Origin of the sequence: Paraburkholderia sp. SIMBA_030 (assembly GCF_046535245.1) — a bacterium.
In the GTDB taxonomy this organism is placed as follows: Bacteria; Pseudomonadota; Gammaproteobacteria; order Burkholderiales; family Burkholderiaceae; genus Paraburkholderia.
Map to the genome: position 1 here is coordinate 77,345 of NZ_JAWRXB010000018.1, position 16,262 is coordinate 93,606.

13 protein-coding genes are annotated in these 16,262 nt (G+C 62.4%); 5 read left to right on the forward strand and 8 right to left on the reverse strand.

The window, feature by feature from the left end; translation table 11 throughout:
* The first annotated feature begins 149 nt into the window (after positions 1 to 149).
* The 4 genes from SB772_RS27870 to SB772_RS27885 all read left to right on the forward strand — a co-directional run bounded on the left by SB772_RS27870 (position 150) and on the right by SB772_RS27885 (position 6,172).
* Positions 150 to 1,811 (forward strand): GMC family oxidoreductase, encoded by a 1,662-nt coding sequence (locus SB772_RS27870; protein ID WP_410836395.1) that lies wholly within the window; start codon positions 150 to 152, stop codon positions 1,809 to 1,811.
* A 196-nt stretch (positions 1,812 to 2,007) separates the two neighbouring features.
* Positions 2,008 to 3,312 carry an MFS transporter gene (locus SB772_RS27875; RefSeq protein ID WP_410836396.1) on the forward strand — a complete coding sequence of 435 codons (1,305 nt, stop codon included), beginning with the start codon at positions 2,008 to 2,010 and terminating at the stop codon, positions 3,310 to 3,312.
* Between the two features lie 137 nt (positions 3,313 to 3,449).
* Positions 3,450 to 4,439, forward strand: a complete 990-nt coding sequence (locus SB772_RS27880) for an AAA family ATPase (protein WP_410836397.1) — start codon at positions 3,450 to 3,452, stop codon at positions 4,437 to 4,439.
* On the forward strand, positions 4,439 to 6,172 hold the full coding sequence (locus SB772_RS27885) for a cobaltochelatase CobT-related protein (protein ID WP_410836398.1): 1,734 nt from the start codon (positions 4,439 to 4,441) through the stop codon (positions 6,170 to 6,172). Before SB772_RS27880 ends, SB772_RS27885 begins: the two co-directional genes overlap by 1 nt.
* A 17-nt stretch (positions 6,173 to 6,189) precedes the next feature.
* On the opposite strand, the gene pta is transcribed toward SB772_RS27885, so the two are convergent.
* The 6 genes from pta to tauA all read right to left on the reverse strand — a co-directional run bounded on the left by pta (position 6,190) and on the right by tauA (position 12,696).
* Positions 6,190 to 7,221, reverse strand: coding sequence for a phosphate acetyltransferase (gene pta, locus SB772_RS27890; RefSeq protein ID WP_410836399.1), 1,032 nt, complete (start codon positions 7,219 to 7,221; stop codon positions 6,190 to 6,192).
* Between the two features lie 134 nt (positions 7,222 to 7,355).
* A complete protein-coding gene (gene xsc, locus SB772_RS27895; protein ID WP_410836400.1) occupies positions 7,356 to 9,158 on the reverse strand; it encodes a sulfoacetaldehyde acetyltransferase in 1,803 nt (600 codons plus the stop codon).
* 328 nt (positions 9,159 to 9,486) lie between these two features.
* Positions 9,487 to 9,822 carry a GNAT family N-acetyltransferase gene (locus tag SB772_RS27900; RefSeq protein WP_410836401.1) on the reverse strand — a complete coding sequence of 112 codons (336 nt, stop codon included), beginning with the start codon at positions 9,820 to 9,822 and terminating at the stop codon, positions 9,487 to 9,489.
* Between the two features lie 54 nt (positions 9,823 to 9,876).
* Complete coding sequence (locus tag SB772_RS27905) at positions 9,877 to 10,797, reverse strand: ABC transporter permease subunit (RefSeq protein WP_410836402.1); 921 nt, start codon at positions 10,795 to 10,797, stop codon at positions 9,877 to 9,879.
* Entirely contained in the window at positions 10,790 to 11,605 is an 816-nt protein-coding gene (locus tag SB772_RS27910; RefSeq protein WP_410836403.1) for a taurine ABC transporter ATP-binding protein, read from the reverse strand. The genes SB772_RS27905 and SB772_RS27910 overlap by 8 nt, the downstream gene beginning before the upstream one ends.
* A 32-nt stretch (positions 11,606 to 11,637) precedes the next feature.
* The gene (gene tauA / locus SB772_RS27915; protein WP_410836404.1) at positions 11,638 to 12,696 is read right to left on the reverse strand and encodes a taurine ABC transporter substrate-binding protein; all 1,059 of its coding nucleotides are present in this window, start codon (positions 12,694 to 12,696) and stop codon (positions 11,638 to 11,640) included.
* Positions 12,697 to 12,990: 294 nt separating this feature from the next.
* Here tauA and SB772_RS27920 point away from each other — a divergent pair, with 294 nt between their 5' ends.
* The gene (locus SB772_RS27920) at positions 12,991 to 14,517 is read left to right on the forward strand and encodes a PLP-dependent aminotransferase family protein (protein ID WP_410836405.1); all 1,527 of its coding nucleotides are present in this window, start codon (positions 12,991 to 12,993) and stop codon (positions 14,515 to 14,517) included.
* Between the two features lie 4 nt (positions 14,518 to 14,521).
* On the opposite strand, the gene SB772_RS27925 is transcribed toward SB772_RS27920, so the two are convergent.
* Complete coding sequence (locus SB772_RS27925; RefSeq protein ID WP_410836406.1) at positions 14,522 to 15,274, reverse strand: IclR family transcriptional regulator; 753 nt, start codon at positions 15,272 to 15,274, stop codon at positions 14,522 to 14,524.
* Positions 15,275 to 15,468: 194 nt separating this feature from the next.
* Entirely contained in the window at positions 15,469 to 16,233 is a 765-nt protein-coding gene (locus SB772_RS27930; RefSeq protein ID WP_410836407.1) for an IclR family transcriptional regulator, read from the reverse strand.
* Positions 16,234 to 16,262: the final 29 nt, after the last annotated feature.

Below are 16,262 nucleotides of genomic sequence, written 5' to 3' on the forward strand. Positions count from 1 at the left end.
GAATGAAAAATGAAACAAAAAAGGCGGTTTTCGTACCGGATTGGTCAATCGTAACTGGATTCTCTTGAGTCCGAAACAGCAGTCCAATAAATTAGGACGAAACCTACCGGTTTTTATAAGCAAAAAGCATCAGCACGGAGACATCATTCATGACACGGAGTTTCGACTACGTCGTCGTCGGCGCGGGATCGGCCGGCTGTGTACTTGCCAATCGCCTCTCGGAAAACGGCCGCTACTCGGTGTGTCTGCTCGAAGCCGGTCCGCCTGACCGCTTTCTGTGGATCCATATCCCGATCGGTTACGGCAAGACCATGTTTCATCCGGTCTACAACTGGGGCTTTTACACCGACCCGGACCCGAATATGCACGATCGCCAGCTCTATTGGCCGCGCGGGCGCACGCTCGGCGGTTGCAGTTCGATCAATGGGCTGATCTATGTTCGCGGCCAGAAGGAGGACTACGATCACTGGGCGGCGCTCGGCAATCGGGGCTGGAGCTGGAAGGAATGCTTGCCATACTTCCGGCGGCTCGAACACAACGAGCTGGGTGCGTCGCCGACCCGCGGAGTCGACGGGCCGTTGTGGGCCTCCACGATCAAGCAGCGCCACGAACTCGTGGATGCGTTCATCGCGGCGTCGAATCGCCTGGGTGTCCAAACCGTTGATGATTTCAATCAGGGCGATCAGGAAGGCGTTGGCTATTACCAGCTGACAACCCGGCACGGCTGGCGCTGTTCGACCGCTGTCGCTTACCTGAAGCCCGCGCGCAGCCGTCCGAATCTGCGTATCGAGACCGACGCGCTAGCCTCGAAGATTCTCTTCGAAGGCGCGCGTGCGACGGGAATCCGCTACGTGCAGCACGGCAAGGTGCGGGAAGTGCGCGCGCTTCGCGAGGTGGTGTTGACGGCAGGCGCGCTGCAGTCGCCGCAATTGCTGCAGGTTTCGGGAGTCGGGCCGGCGAAACTGCTCAACGAGTTCGGTATCCCGGTGGTCGCCAATCGGGCGGGCGTCGGTGAGAATCTGCAGGACCATCTGCAAGTGCGCCTGACCTACGAAGTGACCCGGCCTATCACGACGAACGACCTGCTGCACTCCTGGACGGGGCGCGCGAAGATGGGCCTGCAATGGGCGCTCTTTCGCGAAGGGCCGCTTTCGGTCGGCATCAATCAGGGCGGTATGTTCTGCCGCGCGTTGCCGGACGAAGCGAAAACACCCGATATACAGTTTCACTTCTCGACGCTCTCGGCCGACTCCGCCGGCGGCGATGTCCATGCGTTTCCTGGCTGTACTTATTCGATCTGTCAGTTGCGGCCAGAGTCGCGCGGCGTCGTGCGGATTCGTACCAGCGACATGCGCGACGCCCCGTCCATCCAGCCGAATTATCTTGCGACCGATCTCGACCGCCGCACGACGGTCGCGGGTGTGCGGTTCGCGCGCCGGGTCGCCGCTACCGAGCCGATGGCCTCGTTGATGAAACGCGAAGTCCGCCCGGGCCCGCAGGCGCAGACCGACGACGAACTGCTGCACTTTTGCCGCGAATACGGCCAGACGATTTTTCATCCATCCGGCACCGCGAAGATGGGTGTGGCGAGCGATCCCGGCGCGGTGGTCGACGAACGATTGCGCGTGTATGGGACGCAGGGGTTACGCGTCGTCGACTGTTCGATCATGCCGACGCTGGTCTCCGGCAATACCAACGTACCGATCGTGATGGTCGCCGAAAAGGCGTCCGGCATCATCCTCGAGGACGCCCGCGCCGACGCTCGGCAGGTCGAGGAACTGCAGCCGCTGAGCGTGGCGGCCCACCATTGACGCCTATGCACTGACGCAGAAGCATTGAAGGCAAGTAGCGGCAAGACGTAAAACGAGCGCTGCCTGGATAGCTGCATTCGAGGTCGATAAAAGCAGCAGGCAGGTAGCGAAGTTCGCGCCCCGGAGGAGACAGACAGGGGCTTCGGTACGTGCGGCGTCGTGAGAACGGCGCACGGCCATCATCGGAGGAGGATTTATGGCAATCGATAAGCGGGTTGTGCGTCGCGTTGCGTTCGCGAGCGTGATCGGTGCGACAGTCGAGTGGTACGACTTTTTTCTATACGGCGTCGTTGCAGGCATTGTGTTCAACAAGCTCTATTTTCCTGTCCACGATCCCCTCGTTTCGACGATGCTCGCCTACGGAACGTTCGCCGTCGGCTTCATCACGCGGCCGCTCGGCGGCGTGATCTTCGGTCATTTCGGCGACAAGGTCGGGCGCAAGTCCGCGCTGATCTGTACGCTCGTCATCATGGGGATCTCGACCGCAGGGGTGGCCTTCGTTCCGACCTTCGATCAGATCGGCATCTGGGCACCGATCCTGCTGCTCACGTTGCGTGTGCTACAGGGCATCGGGCTGGGAGGCGAATGGGGCGGCGCAGTGCTGATGGCCTACGAATATGCGCCGCCCAACCGGCGTGGCCTGTACGCGAGCCTGCCGCAGATCGGTTTGTCGATTGGCTTGTGCCTGGCGTCGGGCATCGTCGCGGGCATTTCGCGGCTGCTGCCGGAAGCGGCTTTCCTCGCGTGGGGCTGGCGTCTCGCATTCGCCGCGTCACTCCTGCTCGTGCTGATCGGCCTCTACATCCGCCTCAAGGTCATGGAGACGCCCGAGTTTCTCGAGCTCAAGCGCAACCGGCGCGATGTGAAAATTCCGTTCATCGACATGATCACGCGCTATCGCAGCTCGGTATTGCTCGGCATGGGCGCGCGCTGGATCGACGGTGTGTTTTTTAACATCTTCGCCGTGTTCATGATCGGCTACCTCACGCAACGTCTTTCGATGAGTCGTACCGAAGCGCTCACCGGCGTGATGATCGCCGCCATGGTGATGTGCTTCTTCATTCCGCTCTTCGGGAGAATGTCGGACGTAATGGGACGTGCGCGCGTGTACCGCTGGGGCTCGCTGATCTGCGGCCTTTCGGTGCTGCCCGCATTCTGGCTGATGGAGAGTCAGGCCAGCAATACGATGGCGGTCTGGCTCGGGATCGTGATTCCGTTCGGCGTCTTCTACGCGATGGTCTATGGTCCGGAAGCGGCCCTCTTCGCCGAACTCTTCGACCCCGAAGTGCGCTACACCGGCATCTCGTTTGTGTACCAGTTCTCGGGCATCTTCGCGAGTGGCCTCACGCCGATCATAGCGACGGCGCTTCTGCGCATGGACGGCGGCAAGCCGTGGTTCGTGTGCGCCTACGTGGTGTTGTCGGCGCTGCTCTCGGCATGGTCAGCGCGAGCGATGGAACAGCGCACGAAAACCTTCGGCGCGGTTGCGATCGTGCGTTGACGGCGCGGGCCGTATGTAATTGCAGGTGACGAAGTGGCGCCTCACGCGCGCCGTTTCCAGATATAATAAAAACGGAACAAATCGTTCCGAAAAATATACATGATGGGCGAGCACCCCGAGGCGTGGAGGAGAAAGAAGTGACTGATATCGTGACTGGCAAACCAGACAGAATGGTCGCGGTACGCACCGTTTTTGGCATCGATTCCGGTCTGATGGTGCCCGCCTTCAGTGAGCGCGACGACCATGTACCGGAGATCGACGAGGTCTACCGCTTCAATCCGGAAGTGACCCTGGCGATCCTGGCCGGCTTCGGCCGCGACCGCAGGGTCATGGTGCAGGGCTTGCACGGTACCGGGAAGTCCACTCACATCGAGCAGGTTGCAGCCCGGCTCAACTGGCCGTGCGTGCGCGTCAATCTCGATGGCCATATCAGCCGTCTCGACCTGGTCGGCAAGGACGCTATCGTCGTACGCGACGACCTGCAGGTGACGGAGTTCCAGGAGGGGATCGTGCCGTGGGCTTTGCAGCGCCCGGTCGCGCTGATCTTCGACGAATACGATGCGGGCCGCCCGGACGTGATGTTCGTGATCCAGCGCATTCTGGAGCGCGACGGGAAGTTCACGTTGCTCGACCAGAATCGCGTGATCCACCCGCACCCGTATTTCCGCATGTTCGCCACCACCAACACAGTGGGTCTGGGTAACCTGAACGGCTTGTATCACGGCACCCAGGTGCTGAATCACGCGCAAATGGACCGCTGGAATGTGGTGGCCACGCTCAATTACCTGCCGCGTGCGGAAGAAGCGGGTATCGTGCTCGCGCGCGTGCCGGAGCTGGCCGACGAAGCGGGTCGCGCGCTGATCGAATCGATGGTGAGCGTAGCCGAACTCACGCGTAAGGGCTTCGCGAGCGGTGACCTGTCGACGCTGATGTCGCCACGCACGGTGATCAACTGGGCAGAGAACTGCCAGATCTTCCGGGACCCCGCGATGGCCTTTCGCCTGACCTTCCTCAACAAGTGCGACGAGGCTGAGCGGTCGATCGTAACGGAGTATTTCCAGCGCTGCTTTGGCACGGAGCTCGAAGCCGCGGCCAGCGGCGAAGACCACGCGCGGGGATCGCACTGATGAGCTCGGACCGCCACGCGGTGCGCCGTGCGGAGCAGCGCGAGGCCCTGTGCGCGGCGGCAGTGCGCGCGCTCACAGGCGACGCTGCGCTGCATTACCGTGACGGCCGTTTGTGCCGCGACCTGCGGCCGCTGCCGTTGCACGCGCCGCATCTACGCACCGACCCACAGGTGGACGACTTCGCTTCGCTGCGCGGCGGCGCCGACGGCGCGGCCTTACGCATCATGCACTCCGATGCGGAGCTGCACAGCCGGCTATGCCCCGGTGATCTGGTCGGGCGGCTGGTGTTCGAGCTGCTCGAGCAATTGCGTTGCGAAACGCAGATACCACCCGGCATGCCGGGCCTGGCGCAAAATCTGCGCGACCGTTTTGAGGGTTGGTCGCGCGCCTTCTATCGCTCGGGGCTCGCTGAGGACCATCTCGGCATACTCCTGTACACGGTGGCGCAAATCTCCTGGTCGCGCCTCACAGGGTGGCCCGTGCTGGAAGACACCGAGGACCTGATCGAAGCCACGCGCGCGGCTATCGTGCCGACGCTTGGCGTGTCGCTGGCCGGCTTGCGCCGGCATCGCGCGGAGCAGGGCGCGTTCGCGGTCCACGCGCTCGAGATGGCGCGGCTGGTGGACGAGATGATCCGGGCCGCGCGTGCTGAGCGGGTGCAGGATGATCCGCAAGACACTGACGACGACAATGCGCGCACGGCGTTTTCACTATGGTTCGATGTCGAGGACGACGAGTACAAGGACATGGCCGTTGCGCTCACCGGCGACAGCCGCGTACTTGGCGCGTCGGACCACGGCTATCATGCGTATACCACGTGTTATGACCGCGAGATCTACCCCGGCTCGCTGGTCCGCAAGTCATTGCTCGGTGAGTTTCGCGACCGCCTCGACGAGCGCATCGCCGGCTTGGGCGTCAACGTGGCCCGGCTGGCGCACGCGCTGAAGGCGGCGCTTGCGATTCCCCAACGCGATGGCTGGTCGTTCGGCGAAGAGCACGGCCGCATCGACGGGCGGCGTCTCGCGCAACTGGTCAGTTCGCCGGCCGAGCGGCGCCTGTTCCGGCTGGAACGGCACACGCCGTTGGCCGACTGCGCGGTGAGCTTCCTGATCGACTGCTCGGGTTCGATGAAGGCGCATATCGAGCCGGTTGCGATCATGGTGGACATCCTCACGCGCGCGCTCGACCAGGCCGGCGTGACCACCGAAGTCTTAGGATTCACAACCGGCGCCTGGAACGGCGGGCGCGCCCGGCTCGACTGGTTGGCGCAGGGCCGGCTACGCCATCCGGGGCGGCTCAATGAAACGTCCCACCTGGTGTTCAAGGACGCGGCGAGGAGTTGGCGCCGCGCCCGCGCGGATATTGCCGCGCTCTTCAAGGCTGATCTATTTCGCGAAGGCGTGGACGGCGAGGCGGTCGACTGGGCCTGCGCGCGGCTGCTCGCCGGTGCCGAAGCCAGACGGATACTGATCGTGATCTCGGACGGCAGTCCCATGGATAGCGCGACAGGCCAGGCCAACGATGCCTACTATCTCGACAACCATCTGAAGGAAGTGGTGGCGCGCCACGAAGCCTCGCGCGACGTGGAGGTGCTGGGCCTCGGTGTCGGGCTCGATCTCCGTCCGTATTACCGCCGCTGTCTGGCGGTGGACCTGTCGGTGCCGCCCGATATGAAGCTATTCGCCGAGATCGTCGGATGGATCGGCGCGCGCAGGCAGGGTGGCGTCCGCTAGCGGATTCCCGCGCGGCCTCAACTTGATAGCGGGTGCAGGGAACACAGTTCTGCCGCGGCTTGTGCCTGCACGCACGTTACTGCGATCACGTAGTAGATGTCGTCGGCGCTGCAGCCGCGCGAGAGATCGTTGGCCGGCTTTTTCAAACCCTGCAGCAAGGGACCGATTGCCTTCGCGCCGCCGATGCGCTCGGCCAGCTTGTAGCCGATATTGCCGGCCTCCAGACTGGGAAAGATCAGCACGTTGGCGTGACCGTGCACCTGCGAATGCTCTACTTTGCGCATGGCGATTTCGGAAACGATCGCCGCGTCGAGTTGCACGTCGCCGTCGATCGCGAGTTGCGGACGCAATGCCCTCACCTGGCGTGTCGCTTCCACGACCTTGTCGACCGCCGCGTGCCGCGCGCTGCCACTGGTCGAGAACGACAGCATGGCTACGCGCGGCTCGTCCATCAGCAGGCTTCGCGCGCTGTCGGCCGCCGCCATCGCGATTTCGGCCAGCTCGCCGGCATTCGGGTCCACCACCAGCCCGCAGTCGGAAAAGATCAGCCCTCCCTTGAGCGTGTGGAAGGGCTCGCACAGCATCATCAGAAAGAAGCTCGACACCAGCTTGAACGACGGATGGATGCCGATGATCTGGATCGCGGTGCGGACCACGTCGGCGGTCGTATACACCGAGCCGGCCACTGAGCCGTCGGCGTGACCGAGCCGCACCATCAGATTGGCGAAGCACAGGGGCTTGAGGATTTCGAGTTTCGCTTCGTCCAGCGTCATGCCTTTCTTGCTGCGAAGCGCAAACAGCGTCTCGGCAAAGGATGCGGCAAGCGGCGAGGTAGCCGGGTCCACCACCTCCATGTCGGACAGCGAGACGCCCTCGCGCGCGGCGGCTTCACGGATGCCAGCAACGGGGCCCACCAGCACGATGCGGGCAATGTCTTCGCGGGTGGCCCGCTGGGCCGCCTGCAGCATGCGCGGCTCTTCTGCCTCGCTCAGCACGATGCGCCTCGGCGAAGTGCGGGCGCGTTCGATGATGCGGTTGATTGCTTTCATGGGATGGAGGCGGCCACAGTTGCCGAACGACTCAGCGAATAAAAAGGCCGGAAACGGCGGGGAAACCCCGTTTCCGGCCTGCCGGGCTCAGCCGGTATTCCCTCCTGAGCCCGGACACCCAGACAACAGGTGAATCAGACGTAGTCCTTGTACTTGTCGAGCAGGCGCACCGGCTTGGCCAGCGCATCGCGGCGGAACGGGTCGCCGAGTTCGCGGGTGCACATGATCTCGATGATGGTGGTCTTGCCGTGATTCATCTGCAGGTCGATGGCGCGCTTGAGTGCCGGGCCCACATCTTCCAGATTGTCCACGACGATGCCTTGCGCCCCCATGGCGCGCGCGATCTCCGCAAAACTCTGGTTATCGAGCTCGCCGGCGACAAAGCGGCGGTTGTAGAAATCCACCTGGTTCTTCTTCTCCGCGCCCCACTGGCGGTTGTGGAAAACCACGGCGGTGACTGGGATGTTGTGACGCACGCAGGTCATGGTTTCCATCAGGCTCATGCCCCATGCACCGTCGCCGGCGTAGGAAACGGCCGGGCGATGGGGCGCGGCGACCTTGGCGCCGATGATGGTCGGGAATGCGTAGCCGCAGTTGCCCCAGCTCATCGCGGCGAAAAAGCTGCGCGGCTTGTTAAAGCGCAGGTAGCTGTTGGCCACCGAGTTGATGTTGCCGATGTCGGTGGAGACCATCACGTCTTCGGGCATGGCCTTTTCCAGTTCGCGCAGCACTTGGCGAGGGTGCAGGTAGCGGCCGCCGCCGGGCGTGCGCTCGTGGCTCTGCTCCTCGATCATGTCGAGACTGTAGGGGTCGCGCTCATGGGTCCAGCCGTCGAGCTCCTTCTCCCAGGCGGCCTTTTCGGCGGCGATCTGGCTGGCGCGCTCCTCGCGTGAGGGGTCGCAGGCGAGGGTACGCCCGGCGAGGCGCTGGGTGAGGGCGACGGCGGCGGCTTTCGCGTCGCCACAGATGCCCACGGAAATCTTCTTCACCAGACCGAGCATCTTGTGGTCGGCATCGATCTGGATGATCCTGGCGTTCTGGGGCCAGTAGTCCATGCCATGCTGAGGTAGCGTACCGAACGGTCCTAGCCGCGAGCCGAGGGCGATGACGACGTCGGCACGGGCGATCAGCTTCATGGCGGCCTTGGAGCCCTGGTAGCCGAGCGGGCCGCACCACAGCGGATGGTTGGCGGGGAAGGAGTCGTTATGCAGGTAGCTGTTGACGACAGGGGCGCCCAGGCGCTCGGCGAGCGCCTTGCACTCCTCGATCGCATCGGCCATGACGACGCCGCCGCCGGAAATGATGACGGGGAATTTCGCCTGTGCGAGCAGTTCGGCGGCTTCGTTCAGGCGTTGATCGCCGCCCGGGCCACGGTCCAGACGTTGGGGCTGAGGAATCTCAGCCTTGATCTGGCCGTAGAAGTAGTCGCGCGGGATATTGAGCTGGGTGGGGCCCATCTCGGCCTGAGCACGGTCAAAGCAGCGGCCGGTGAACTCGGCCATGCGCGCGGGGTGAGTGACGTGGCCCTGGTACTTGGTGAACTCCTGGAACATGGGGAGCTGCTTCGCTTCCTGGAAGCCGCCCAGGCCGATGCCCATGGTACCCGCCTCGGGCGTGATGATAACCACAGGGCTGTGCGCCCAGTAGGCCGCGGCGATGGCGGTCACGCAGTTGCTGATGCCCGGGCCGTTCTGGCCGATGACCACGCCATGCCGGCCGGACACGCGAGCGTAGCCGTCGGCCATGTGGCCGGCGCCCTGTTCGTGCACCACTGGGATCAGACGAATGCCGGCGGGGGCGAAGATGTCCATGGCATCCATGAACGCGGAGCCCATGATGCCGAACATGTCGGTCACGCCGTTGGCGGCAAGGGTTTCGACAAAAGCTTCCGAGGGGGTCATGGCCTGTGGGCCGCTGATGGGGGTGTGATCGCTCATGAGGGCTGTCTCCGGTTTTTAATAAAAACGGAACAAATGGTTCCGAAAAATGAGTGTATGTTTGGGAATGTAGGACAAGAAAGCCCAACTGGTCAAGAGTTAAAATTCAAAAAACGGTATATTTTGTACCTAAAAAAGAATCTTCGACTGTGTCAGCTCCACGGCAACGAATAGGTCTTCACGTTGGGGTCGGACGAACGCCGGCCCCTTCGTTGCGCCTGTCTTCGATGTCGTCCCTGCTGGTCAGGGCTCCTTCGCAACCGAAAAATAATTGACGCTGCTCAGTTGGCGAACGCGGAAAACGCTGTCAGTACGGAGCGCGGGCGCGTCACGCTAAGACGAGAATCCCTTCACTGGAAAGACAGCGAAAAAGTGTTTCAAATGCAAATAAATCTGGCGGCGCAGGCAGATCAACCCTGATTGGCTGACCGATTTCCCTGCTGGCGTAGGCGAGGAGGGTGTGCGCGATACCGCTACGGCGATAGGCAGGTTCCACGCAGACATTCAGCAACGTTGCAACCGCATTCACGGAATCGTCGTTAATGCCGATACGTAACTCACCGACAGGCTCATCGTGGTGATATGCCACTGCGCGTGTGCGATCTTCTTCAAACACAATCTGAATAACGCGATCACAGCGATCCTTGAACACGATCACGCGCATGACTCTTCTCTCTCCTGATGGCGGTAGGCGATATGGATTGGTGAGCCTGTGCGATCAAACTCTGCCTTTCCAGGGGACTAGCACTCGCTCGAGGTGACGCATCAGCAGGTCAAAGCACAATGCAAAGAAGCCGATGACGATAATGCCCATGATCACCACGTCGCTGGCCAGGAACTCGGCAGCATTGAGCACCATGAAGCCGAGGCCGCTCGTCGATGCCACCATTTCCGCGGCCACGAGTGTCGTCCAGCCGACGCCGATGCCGATCCGCATGCCGGTGAAGATCTCCGGCAGCGCAGACTTCAGGATCACATGAAGAACCACCTGCGTGCGCGAGGCTCCCATCGAATAGGCCGCATGAATCTGCTCGATCGACACGGAGCGGACACCGGATCGCGCGGCAATGGCCAGTGGCGCGAAGATGGCCAGATAGATCAGGAAGACCTTGGAAAATTCGCCGATGCCGAACCAGATGATAATGAGCGGCAAATAGGCGAGCGGCGGAAGGGGGCGATAGAATTCGATCGGCGGATCGAATACACCTCGGGCAAAACGCGACACCCCCATCATGACCCCGATCGGAATCGCGCTCACGCAGGCGAGCGTGAAGGCGCCGAAGACACGCAGCAAACTGATGCCGGTATGCTGCGCGAGCGTCGAATTGGCGAAGCCTTCCGTGGCGACCAGAATGAACTTCGCATACACCGCTTGTGGCGATGGCAGAAAGAGCGGCTTGATCCAGTTAAGGTTGGTCGCGGCAAACCACAGCCCGAGGAAAGCGGCGACCGTAATGAGGCTCGTGACGATGCTGCTGCCCTGGCCGGGCACGCCGAATGTATCGCCTGGCTTGGCGGGCTTCTTGGCGAGAAGCCGTGGACGACGACCCGGTGTGCGCGGCGGCTCGATTGGCGTGTCGGTTCCCCGCGGCGCGTGATGGCCGTTGGCAAGTACATGAGCCCGTTTTGAACTAAACATGGGTCACCTCGGCTTCGGCAGCGTGCATTTTCTCGTCGCCATAAATGATGCTGAGTATGCGCTCGCGCATTTCGATGAAATCAGGACTCGACTTGATTGCACGCGCGTCGCGTGTTTCAAGAAAACGGCGATTGAAATTGAGCTCGTAGGTGTGCGTAATGCGGCCGGGGCGGGGCGACATCACGATCAGGTGGCTTGCCAGGAACAGGGCTTCCTCGACGCTGTGCGTGATGAAGAAGAACATCTTGTTGGTCTTGGTCCAGACATCGAGCAGCAATTCCTGAATCGTTTCGCGAGTCAGTGCATCGAGCGCGGCCATCGGTTCGTCCATCAGCAGCATGGCTGGGTCGCAGGTCAGCGCGCGGGCGATGCCCACACGCTGCTGCATCCCGCCGGAGAGCTGATAGATCATGTGCTTGTGGAAGTCCTGCAGGCCCACCAGCGCCAGATTGCGCACCGCGATATCGCGCCGCTGCAATTTCGGCACGCCCTGAAGCTTCAGGCCGAATTCGGCGTTATCGATCACGTTGAGCCACGGCAGTAGCGCGTGCTTCTGGAACACCACGCCACGGTCGGCGCCCGGTCCCGCGATCGGCGTGCCGCCCAGCAGCAACTCCCCGCTGGTCGGCGCGATGAAGCCCGCCATGAGCGACAGCAGTGTGGTCTTGCCACAGCCCGATGCGCCGAGTGCGACGACAAAGTCACCGGAATTGATTGTCAGATTGATGTTGTCGAGCGCGTGCACGGTCTGGCCCGCACTGCGCCCGGGAAAGACCACGCTCACATTCTTGACTCTCATGCTTTCCATACAGCCTCCTGATTCGACAGAACCGGCCTACGTCATTTGAGCTTCATCGCGGCCTCGGCATAAGCCGGGGTCACAAATTTCGAGTAATCGGGCAACACCGCGCTGATCTGTTTCTGGTCCTTCAGAAACGTGGCCGTATCCTTCAGCGCGAAGGTCGCGCGACCCGCACTGCCGCCACCCAGCCATTGCGCGGATGCCTGCTCCTGAATAGTAGGGAACGCATAGAGCGACAGCGATTCCGGGACATCGGCCGGTGAGCCGCCGATCATCTTCGCGATGGCCGCTGCTTGCGGCGAGGTCGCATTCCATTGCGCGGCATTCTTCCGGTATTGATCGTCGGCGTCGGAGATCGCCTTCACCAGTTTTGCCATGAAGTCCTTATGATCCTCGCCCCATTTGCGGTCGACTGCAATCCCGTCAAACGTGGGTTTGCCGAGTTTCGACAGGTCGCCGGACGTAATCAGCACCTTGCCATTTTTTTTCAACTGGGCGAGCGCCGGATCCCACACGTAGGCGGCATCGATATCGCCGCGTTCCCATGCTGCGACCAGCTGGTTGGGCTGCATGTTGAGGATCTTCACGTCGGACGGATTGATGCCCCAATGCTGCAACGCGAACATGGTGTGATAGTGCGTGGTCGACACGAACGGCACACCGATTGTCTTGCCCTTCAGTTCGGCCGGTTTGGTGATGCCGGAGCCGTTGCGCACCACCATCGCTTCAGCCTGATTGATGTTGTCGAGAATCCAGAAGAGTTGCAGGTCGACGCCCTGGCTCACCGCCGCTGCGAGCGGGCTCGAGCCGATCACGCCGACCTTCACGTCCCCGGAGGCCATCGCGGTCGCGACTTTCGCACCGGACTCGAACTGTCGCCAGTTGATCTTGTAGCCAGTCTCTTTCTCGATCGAGCCGTTGGCGATCGCGACGACCCATGGGTCGACAATCTGCTGGTAGGCAATCGTGACCTCCTTGTTCTGCGCGTAGCCGGGTTGCGCCGCGAGGCAGGTCAGTGCAGCCAGCGCCGCGCCGGCGAGGCAACGCGTCAGGCGGTTGAACCAATACGGCAACTTCGGGTGGTGATCGCTTTTCATCGTAGGTCTCCAATATGGCCTTGCGGGATACACGCGAATCTCACGCGTGCCGACGGGGGCTTGTCCCAATCGCCGGGAAAGGGTTAATGCGAGTATCGTCATTAAAAAATAGTGCCGGTTAGGGCCAGACGAGGCTGATCGTTGAGTCCACATCGGCTAGTCTGAAACGCACCGGTCCGCCGGCATCCCGGAATCGTTGTCTTTGCGCGGGTAAGCCCTCTCGCTGGGCGCGTCCACCATGGTTGTGCTCGTCGCTGTGCAGGCGGTGGCCGTCCTCAAGACTCAGGAGTAAGCATGTCTAGTCGTACCTCGGTGGCCCTATGGACCCAGCGGTTCCAGCGTTCACCCGAGTCGAATATGAGCCTGCAAGGCCAGATTCGCCAGATGCTGGTGGCTGCGATTCTCGACGGCCAGCTGCTGCCGGATCACGCTTTGCCATCCAGCCGGGAACTGGCCGACCAGTTGAGCGTGGCCCGCAATACGGTCGTGCTGGCGTACCAGCAACTCGTAGAAGAGGGCTATCTGATCTCGCGCGAGCGCAGCGGGCATTTCGTCAATCCGGGCATCCTCGAGGGGCGCCACGGTTTCAGCCCGCTGCAGACGGTCCCGACCCAGGCGGCCAACGAAGCGCTTGCGCGGCCGGACTGGGACCAGCGCGTGCGCAGACGGCCGTCCGCGCAGCGCAACATCGTCAAGCCGGGCAACTGGTTGAGCTATGAGTATCCGTTTATCTACGGGCAGTTCGATCAGTCGTTGTTTCCGACGAATGACTGGCGCGAATGCTGTATGAAAGCGCTCTCGGTCATGGAGATCCGCAATTGGGCGCCGGACCTGATCGAGCGCGACGACGATACGCTGATCCAGCAGATCCGCACGCGCGTGCTGCCGCGGCGCGGCGTCTTTGCGATGCCTGATGAGATCGTCGTCACGATCGGCTGCCAGCAGGCGCTTTATCTGATCGCGGATTTGCTGGCGAGCGAGCGGACCACGATCGGCTTCGAAAATCCTGGCTATCCGGATGCCCGCAATATCTTCGAGAACCGCAATGCGCGGCTGCAGCCGCTGCCTGTCGATGGCGGCGGTGTGCGCCCTGTCGAGGACGCCGATCTACTCGCGCAATGCGATTACGTCTACGTGACGCCGAGCCACCAGTGCCCGACGACGGCGACCATGCCCATCGAGCGCCGGCACGCCCTCCTGGAAATGGCGCAGGAGCATGACTTCGTCCTGATCGAAGACGACTACGAGAGCGAGAACAACTTCTCCGGCGCACCGCACCCTGCGTTAAAGAGCCTGGATACGGCTGATCGCGTGATCTACATCGGCAGCCTGTCGAAGACTTTTGCGCCTGGGTTGCGGCTCGGTTATATCGTCGGCCCGCGCGAGCTCGTTCGCGAACTGCGCGCGCTGCGGCGCCTGATGGTGCGCCACCCGGCAGCCTATATTCAGCGTGCCTTTGCCACCTTTCTGGCGCTTGGACATCACGACGCGCTATTGCGACGGCTCGCCTACGCGTATCGGGAGCGGGCGCAGGCGCTGATGGCGGCGCTCGACACCCACCTGCCCGAAGCGCGCTATGTGCCGATTGGCGGCGGTGCATCGTGCTGGGTCGAGGGGCCGCCCTGGCTCGACGCGACACGCCTCGCCGCGGATGCGCAAGCCCACGGCATCCTGATCGAGCTGGGTCACGTCTTTTTCATGGATGGACTGGAGCAGAACCACTGCTTCCGGATGGGCTTTTCGGCCATCAAGCTCGAAAAGATCGATGCCGGTGTGCGCCTGCTCGCGCAGCTCGTGCGCGCGCAGCGGCCCGAGGCGTAAGCGGCTAGAACGTTCTTGCGAGTTCCCGCGCCGCTTCCTGCAGGCGCGGAACGAATTCGAGCGCGCGCGAAAGCGGCGCACGTGAAACCGGCGCATGAACCGCGATCGCCGCGATGCATGTGTTGTTTCCATCCATCACCGGCGCGGCCACGCACGCGATGCCGGCCACAAACTCTTCGTTGTCGATCGCGATGCGTTTGTGCGCGGTGCGGTCGAGTTCCGCTTCGAGCAGTTCGGGATCGGTGATGGTGTTCGGCGTGAAGCGTTCGAGCTTCAGCGTGTGCACTATCGCCGTGCGTTGCTCGCGCGGCAGCATCGCCAGCAGCAGCTTGCCGCTCGCGCTGCAGTGCGCGGGCACGTGTGAGCCTGGCTTGAGATCGAGCCGCAATGGCCACGGCGCTTCCATCCGGTCGAGATAGAGCACCTCGGTTTCGTGAAGCATCGTGAGATTGCAGGTCTCGCCGAGATCGGCGACGAGGTGCGCCAGAATCGCATGCCGCAGCCGGCGCGCACCCGAATGCATCATGACGCCAAGACCGAGTTGCGCGAGGCGCGGCCCGATCACATAGGCGTTCTTCTGACCCGGCTCGCGGATCACCAGACCGCCGGCCTCCAGCGAAGCCAGCATGCGGTGCAGCGAAGCCTTCGGCAGGTCGACGTCCTGCGCAATGTCGGCGAGCGACACCGGACCTTCGGCGTTGACCAGATGCTCGAGCAGCGCGAACGCGCGTAGGGTTGGAGTATCCGCGTTAGTCATATCTACCGTTCCGGAAAATGGATCGGCATCATTGTACAGCGCGCCTTTACAGAGGCCGGTTTTCGCGGATACACGGTGTTTGACACGCTAGTTCCGGCTCATATCGTCCCGTTTTTCGGAATGGGCGTGCCGCTGCGCGAGAGGGCACCTAATCTCGGTGAACAGGATGCGCGCCGTCAGGCCGATACGCCTCGTCACGCCCGGAATGTTTTCGCGGTTTCTTCGGCGGCGAGGCGCAGATCGGGCAGGAAGGCCAGCAGGTCGTCGAGCACGACCCTTCCGACCGGCGCCTGAACGGCAATCGCCGCGCACGCACGATTGCGATCCAGCATGACGGGCACGGCGATGGCGATGAGCCCCTGCAGATGCTCCTGATTGTTGATCGCCAACTGGCGCCGCCGCGTGGTCGCCAGTTCCTTGCGTAATGCCTCGCGATTCGTGATCGTCCGTTCCGAATAGGCGCGCAGCGGCAAGGTTTCGATGACTCGTTCCCGTCGATCCTTCGGAAGAAAGCTGAGCAGCAGCTTGCCGCTTGCCGAGCAGTGCAGCGGAACATGCGAGCCCGGCTGAAGGTGCATGCGCAGCGGCCACTCGGTTTCCACCCGGTCCACGTAGACCACATCGTTGCCGGAGAGCATCGTTAGATTGCATGTCTCGCCGATTTTCGCCACCAGTTGTTCGAGCAACACGTGGCGGGCGGCAGCCGGGCCCGCATGCATCAACACGTTGACGGCGAGCATGCGCACGCGCGGCGAACATTCATAGAGCCGGTCGCCCGCGCTGCGTGTGACGAGCCACGCATCCATCAACTGCACGAGGATGCGATGCACGGTCTGCTTCGGCAGTTCGAGTGCATGCACGAGGTCCGTCATCGAAAGCGGACCGCCTGCCGCCGCCAACGTTTCGAGTACGCGAAACGCGCGCACCGCCGCCGCATTCGATTGATTCGAAGTCGACACTCCGTCTCCTCACCGTCGTATTTATAAGT

Bases quoted from the DNA above. Each gene is read 5' to 3' on its own strand.
- SB772_RS27870 (WP_410836395.1), top strand. From the start codon at position 150: ATGACACGGAGTTTCGACTACGTCGTCGTCGGCGCGGGATCGGCCGGC.
- SB772_RS27875 (WP_410836396.1), top strand. From the start codon at position 2,008: ATGGCAATCGATAAGCGGGTTGTGCGTCGCGTTGCGTTCGCGAGCGTG.
- SB772_RS27885 (WP_410836398.1), top strand. From the start codon at position 4,439: ATGAGCTCGGACCGCCACGCGGTGCGCCGTGCGGAGCAGCGCGAGGCC.
- pta (WP_410836399.1), bottom strand. From the start codon at position 7,221: ATGAAAGCAATCAACCGCATCATCGAACGCGCCCGCACTTCGCCGAGG.
- xsc (WP_410836400.1), bottom strand. From the start codon at position 9,158: ATGAGCGATCACACCCCCATCAGCGGCCCACAGGCCATGACCCCCTCG.
- SB772_RS27900 (WP_410836401.1), bottom strand. From the start codon at position 9,822: ATGCGCGTGATCGTGTTCAAGGATCGCTGTGATCGCGTTATTCAGATT.
- SB772_RS27905 (WP_410836402.1), bottom strand. From the start codon at position 10,797: ATGTTTAGTTCAAAACGGGCTCATGTACTTGCCAACGGCCATCACGCG.
- SB772_RS27910 (WP_410836403.1), bottom strand. From the start codon at position 11,605: ATGGAAAGCATGAGAGTCAAGAATGTGAGCGTGGTCTTTCCCGGGCGC.
- tauA (WP_410836404.1), bottom strand. From the start codon at position 12,696: ATGAAAAGCGATCACCACCCGAAGTTGCCGTATTGGTTCAACCGCCTG.
- SB772_RS27920 (WP_410836405.1), top strand. From the start codon at position 12,991: ATGTCTAGTCGTACCTCGGTGGCCCTATGGACCCAGCGGTTCCAGCGT.
- SB772_RS27925 (WP_410836406.1), bottom strand. From the start codon at position 15,274: ATGACTAACGCGGATACTCCAACCCTACGCGCGTTCGCGCTGCTCGAG.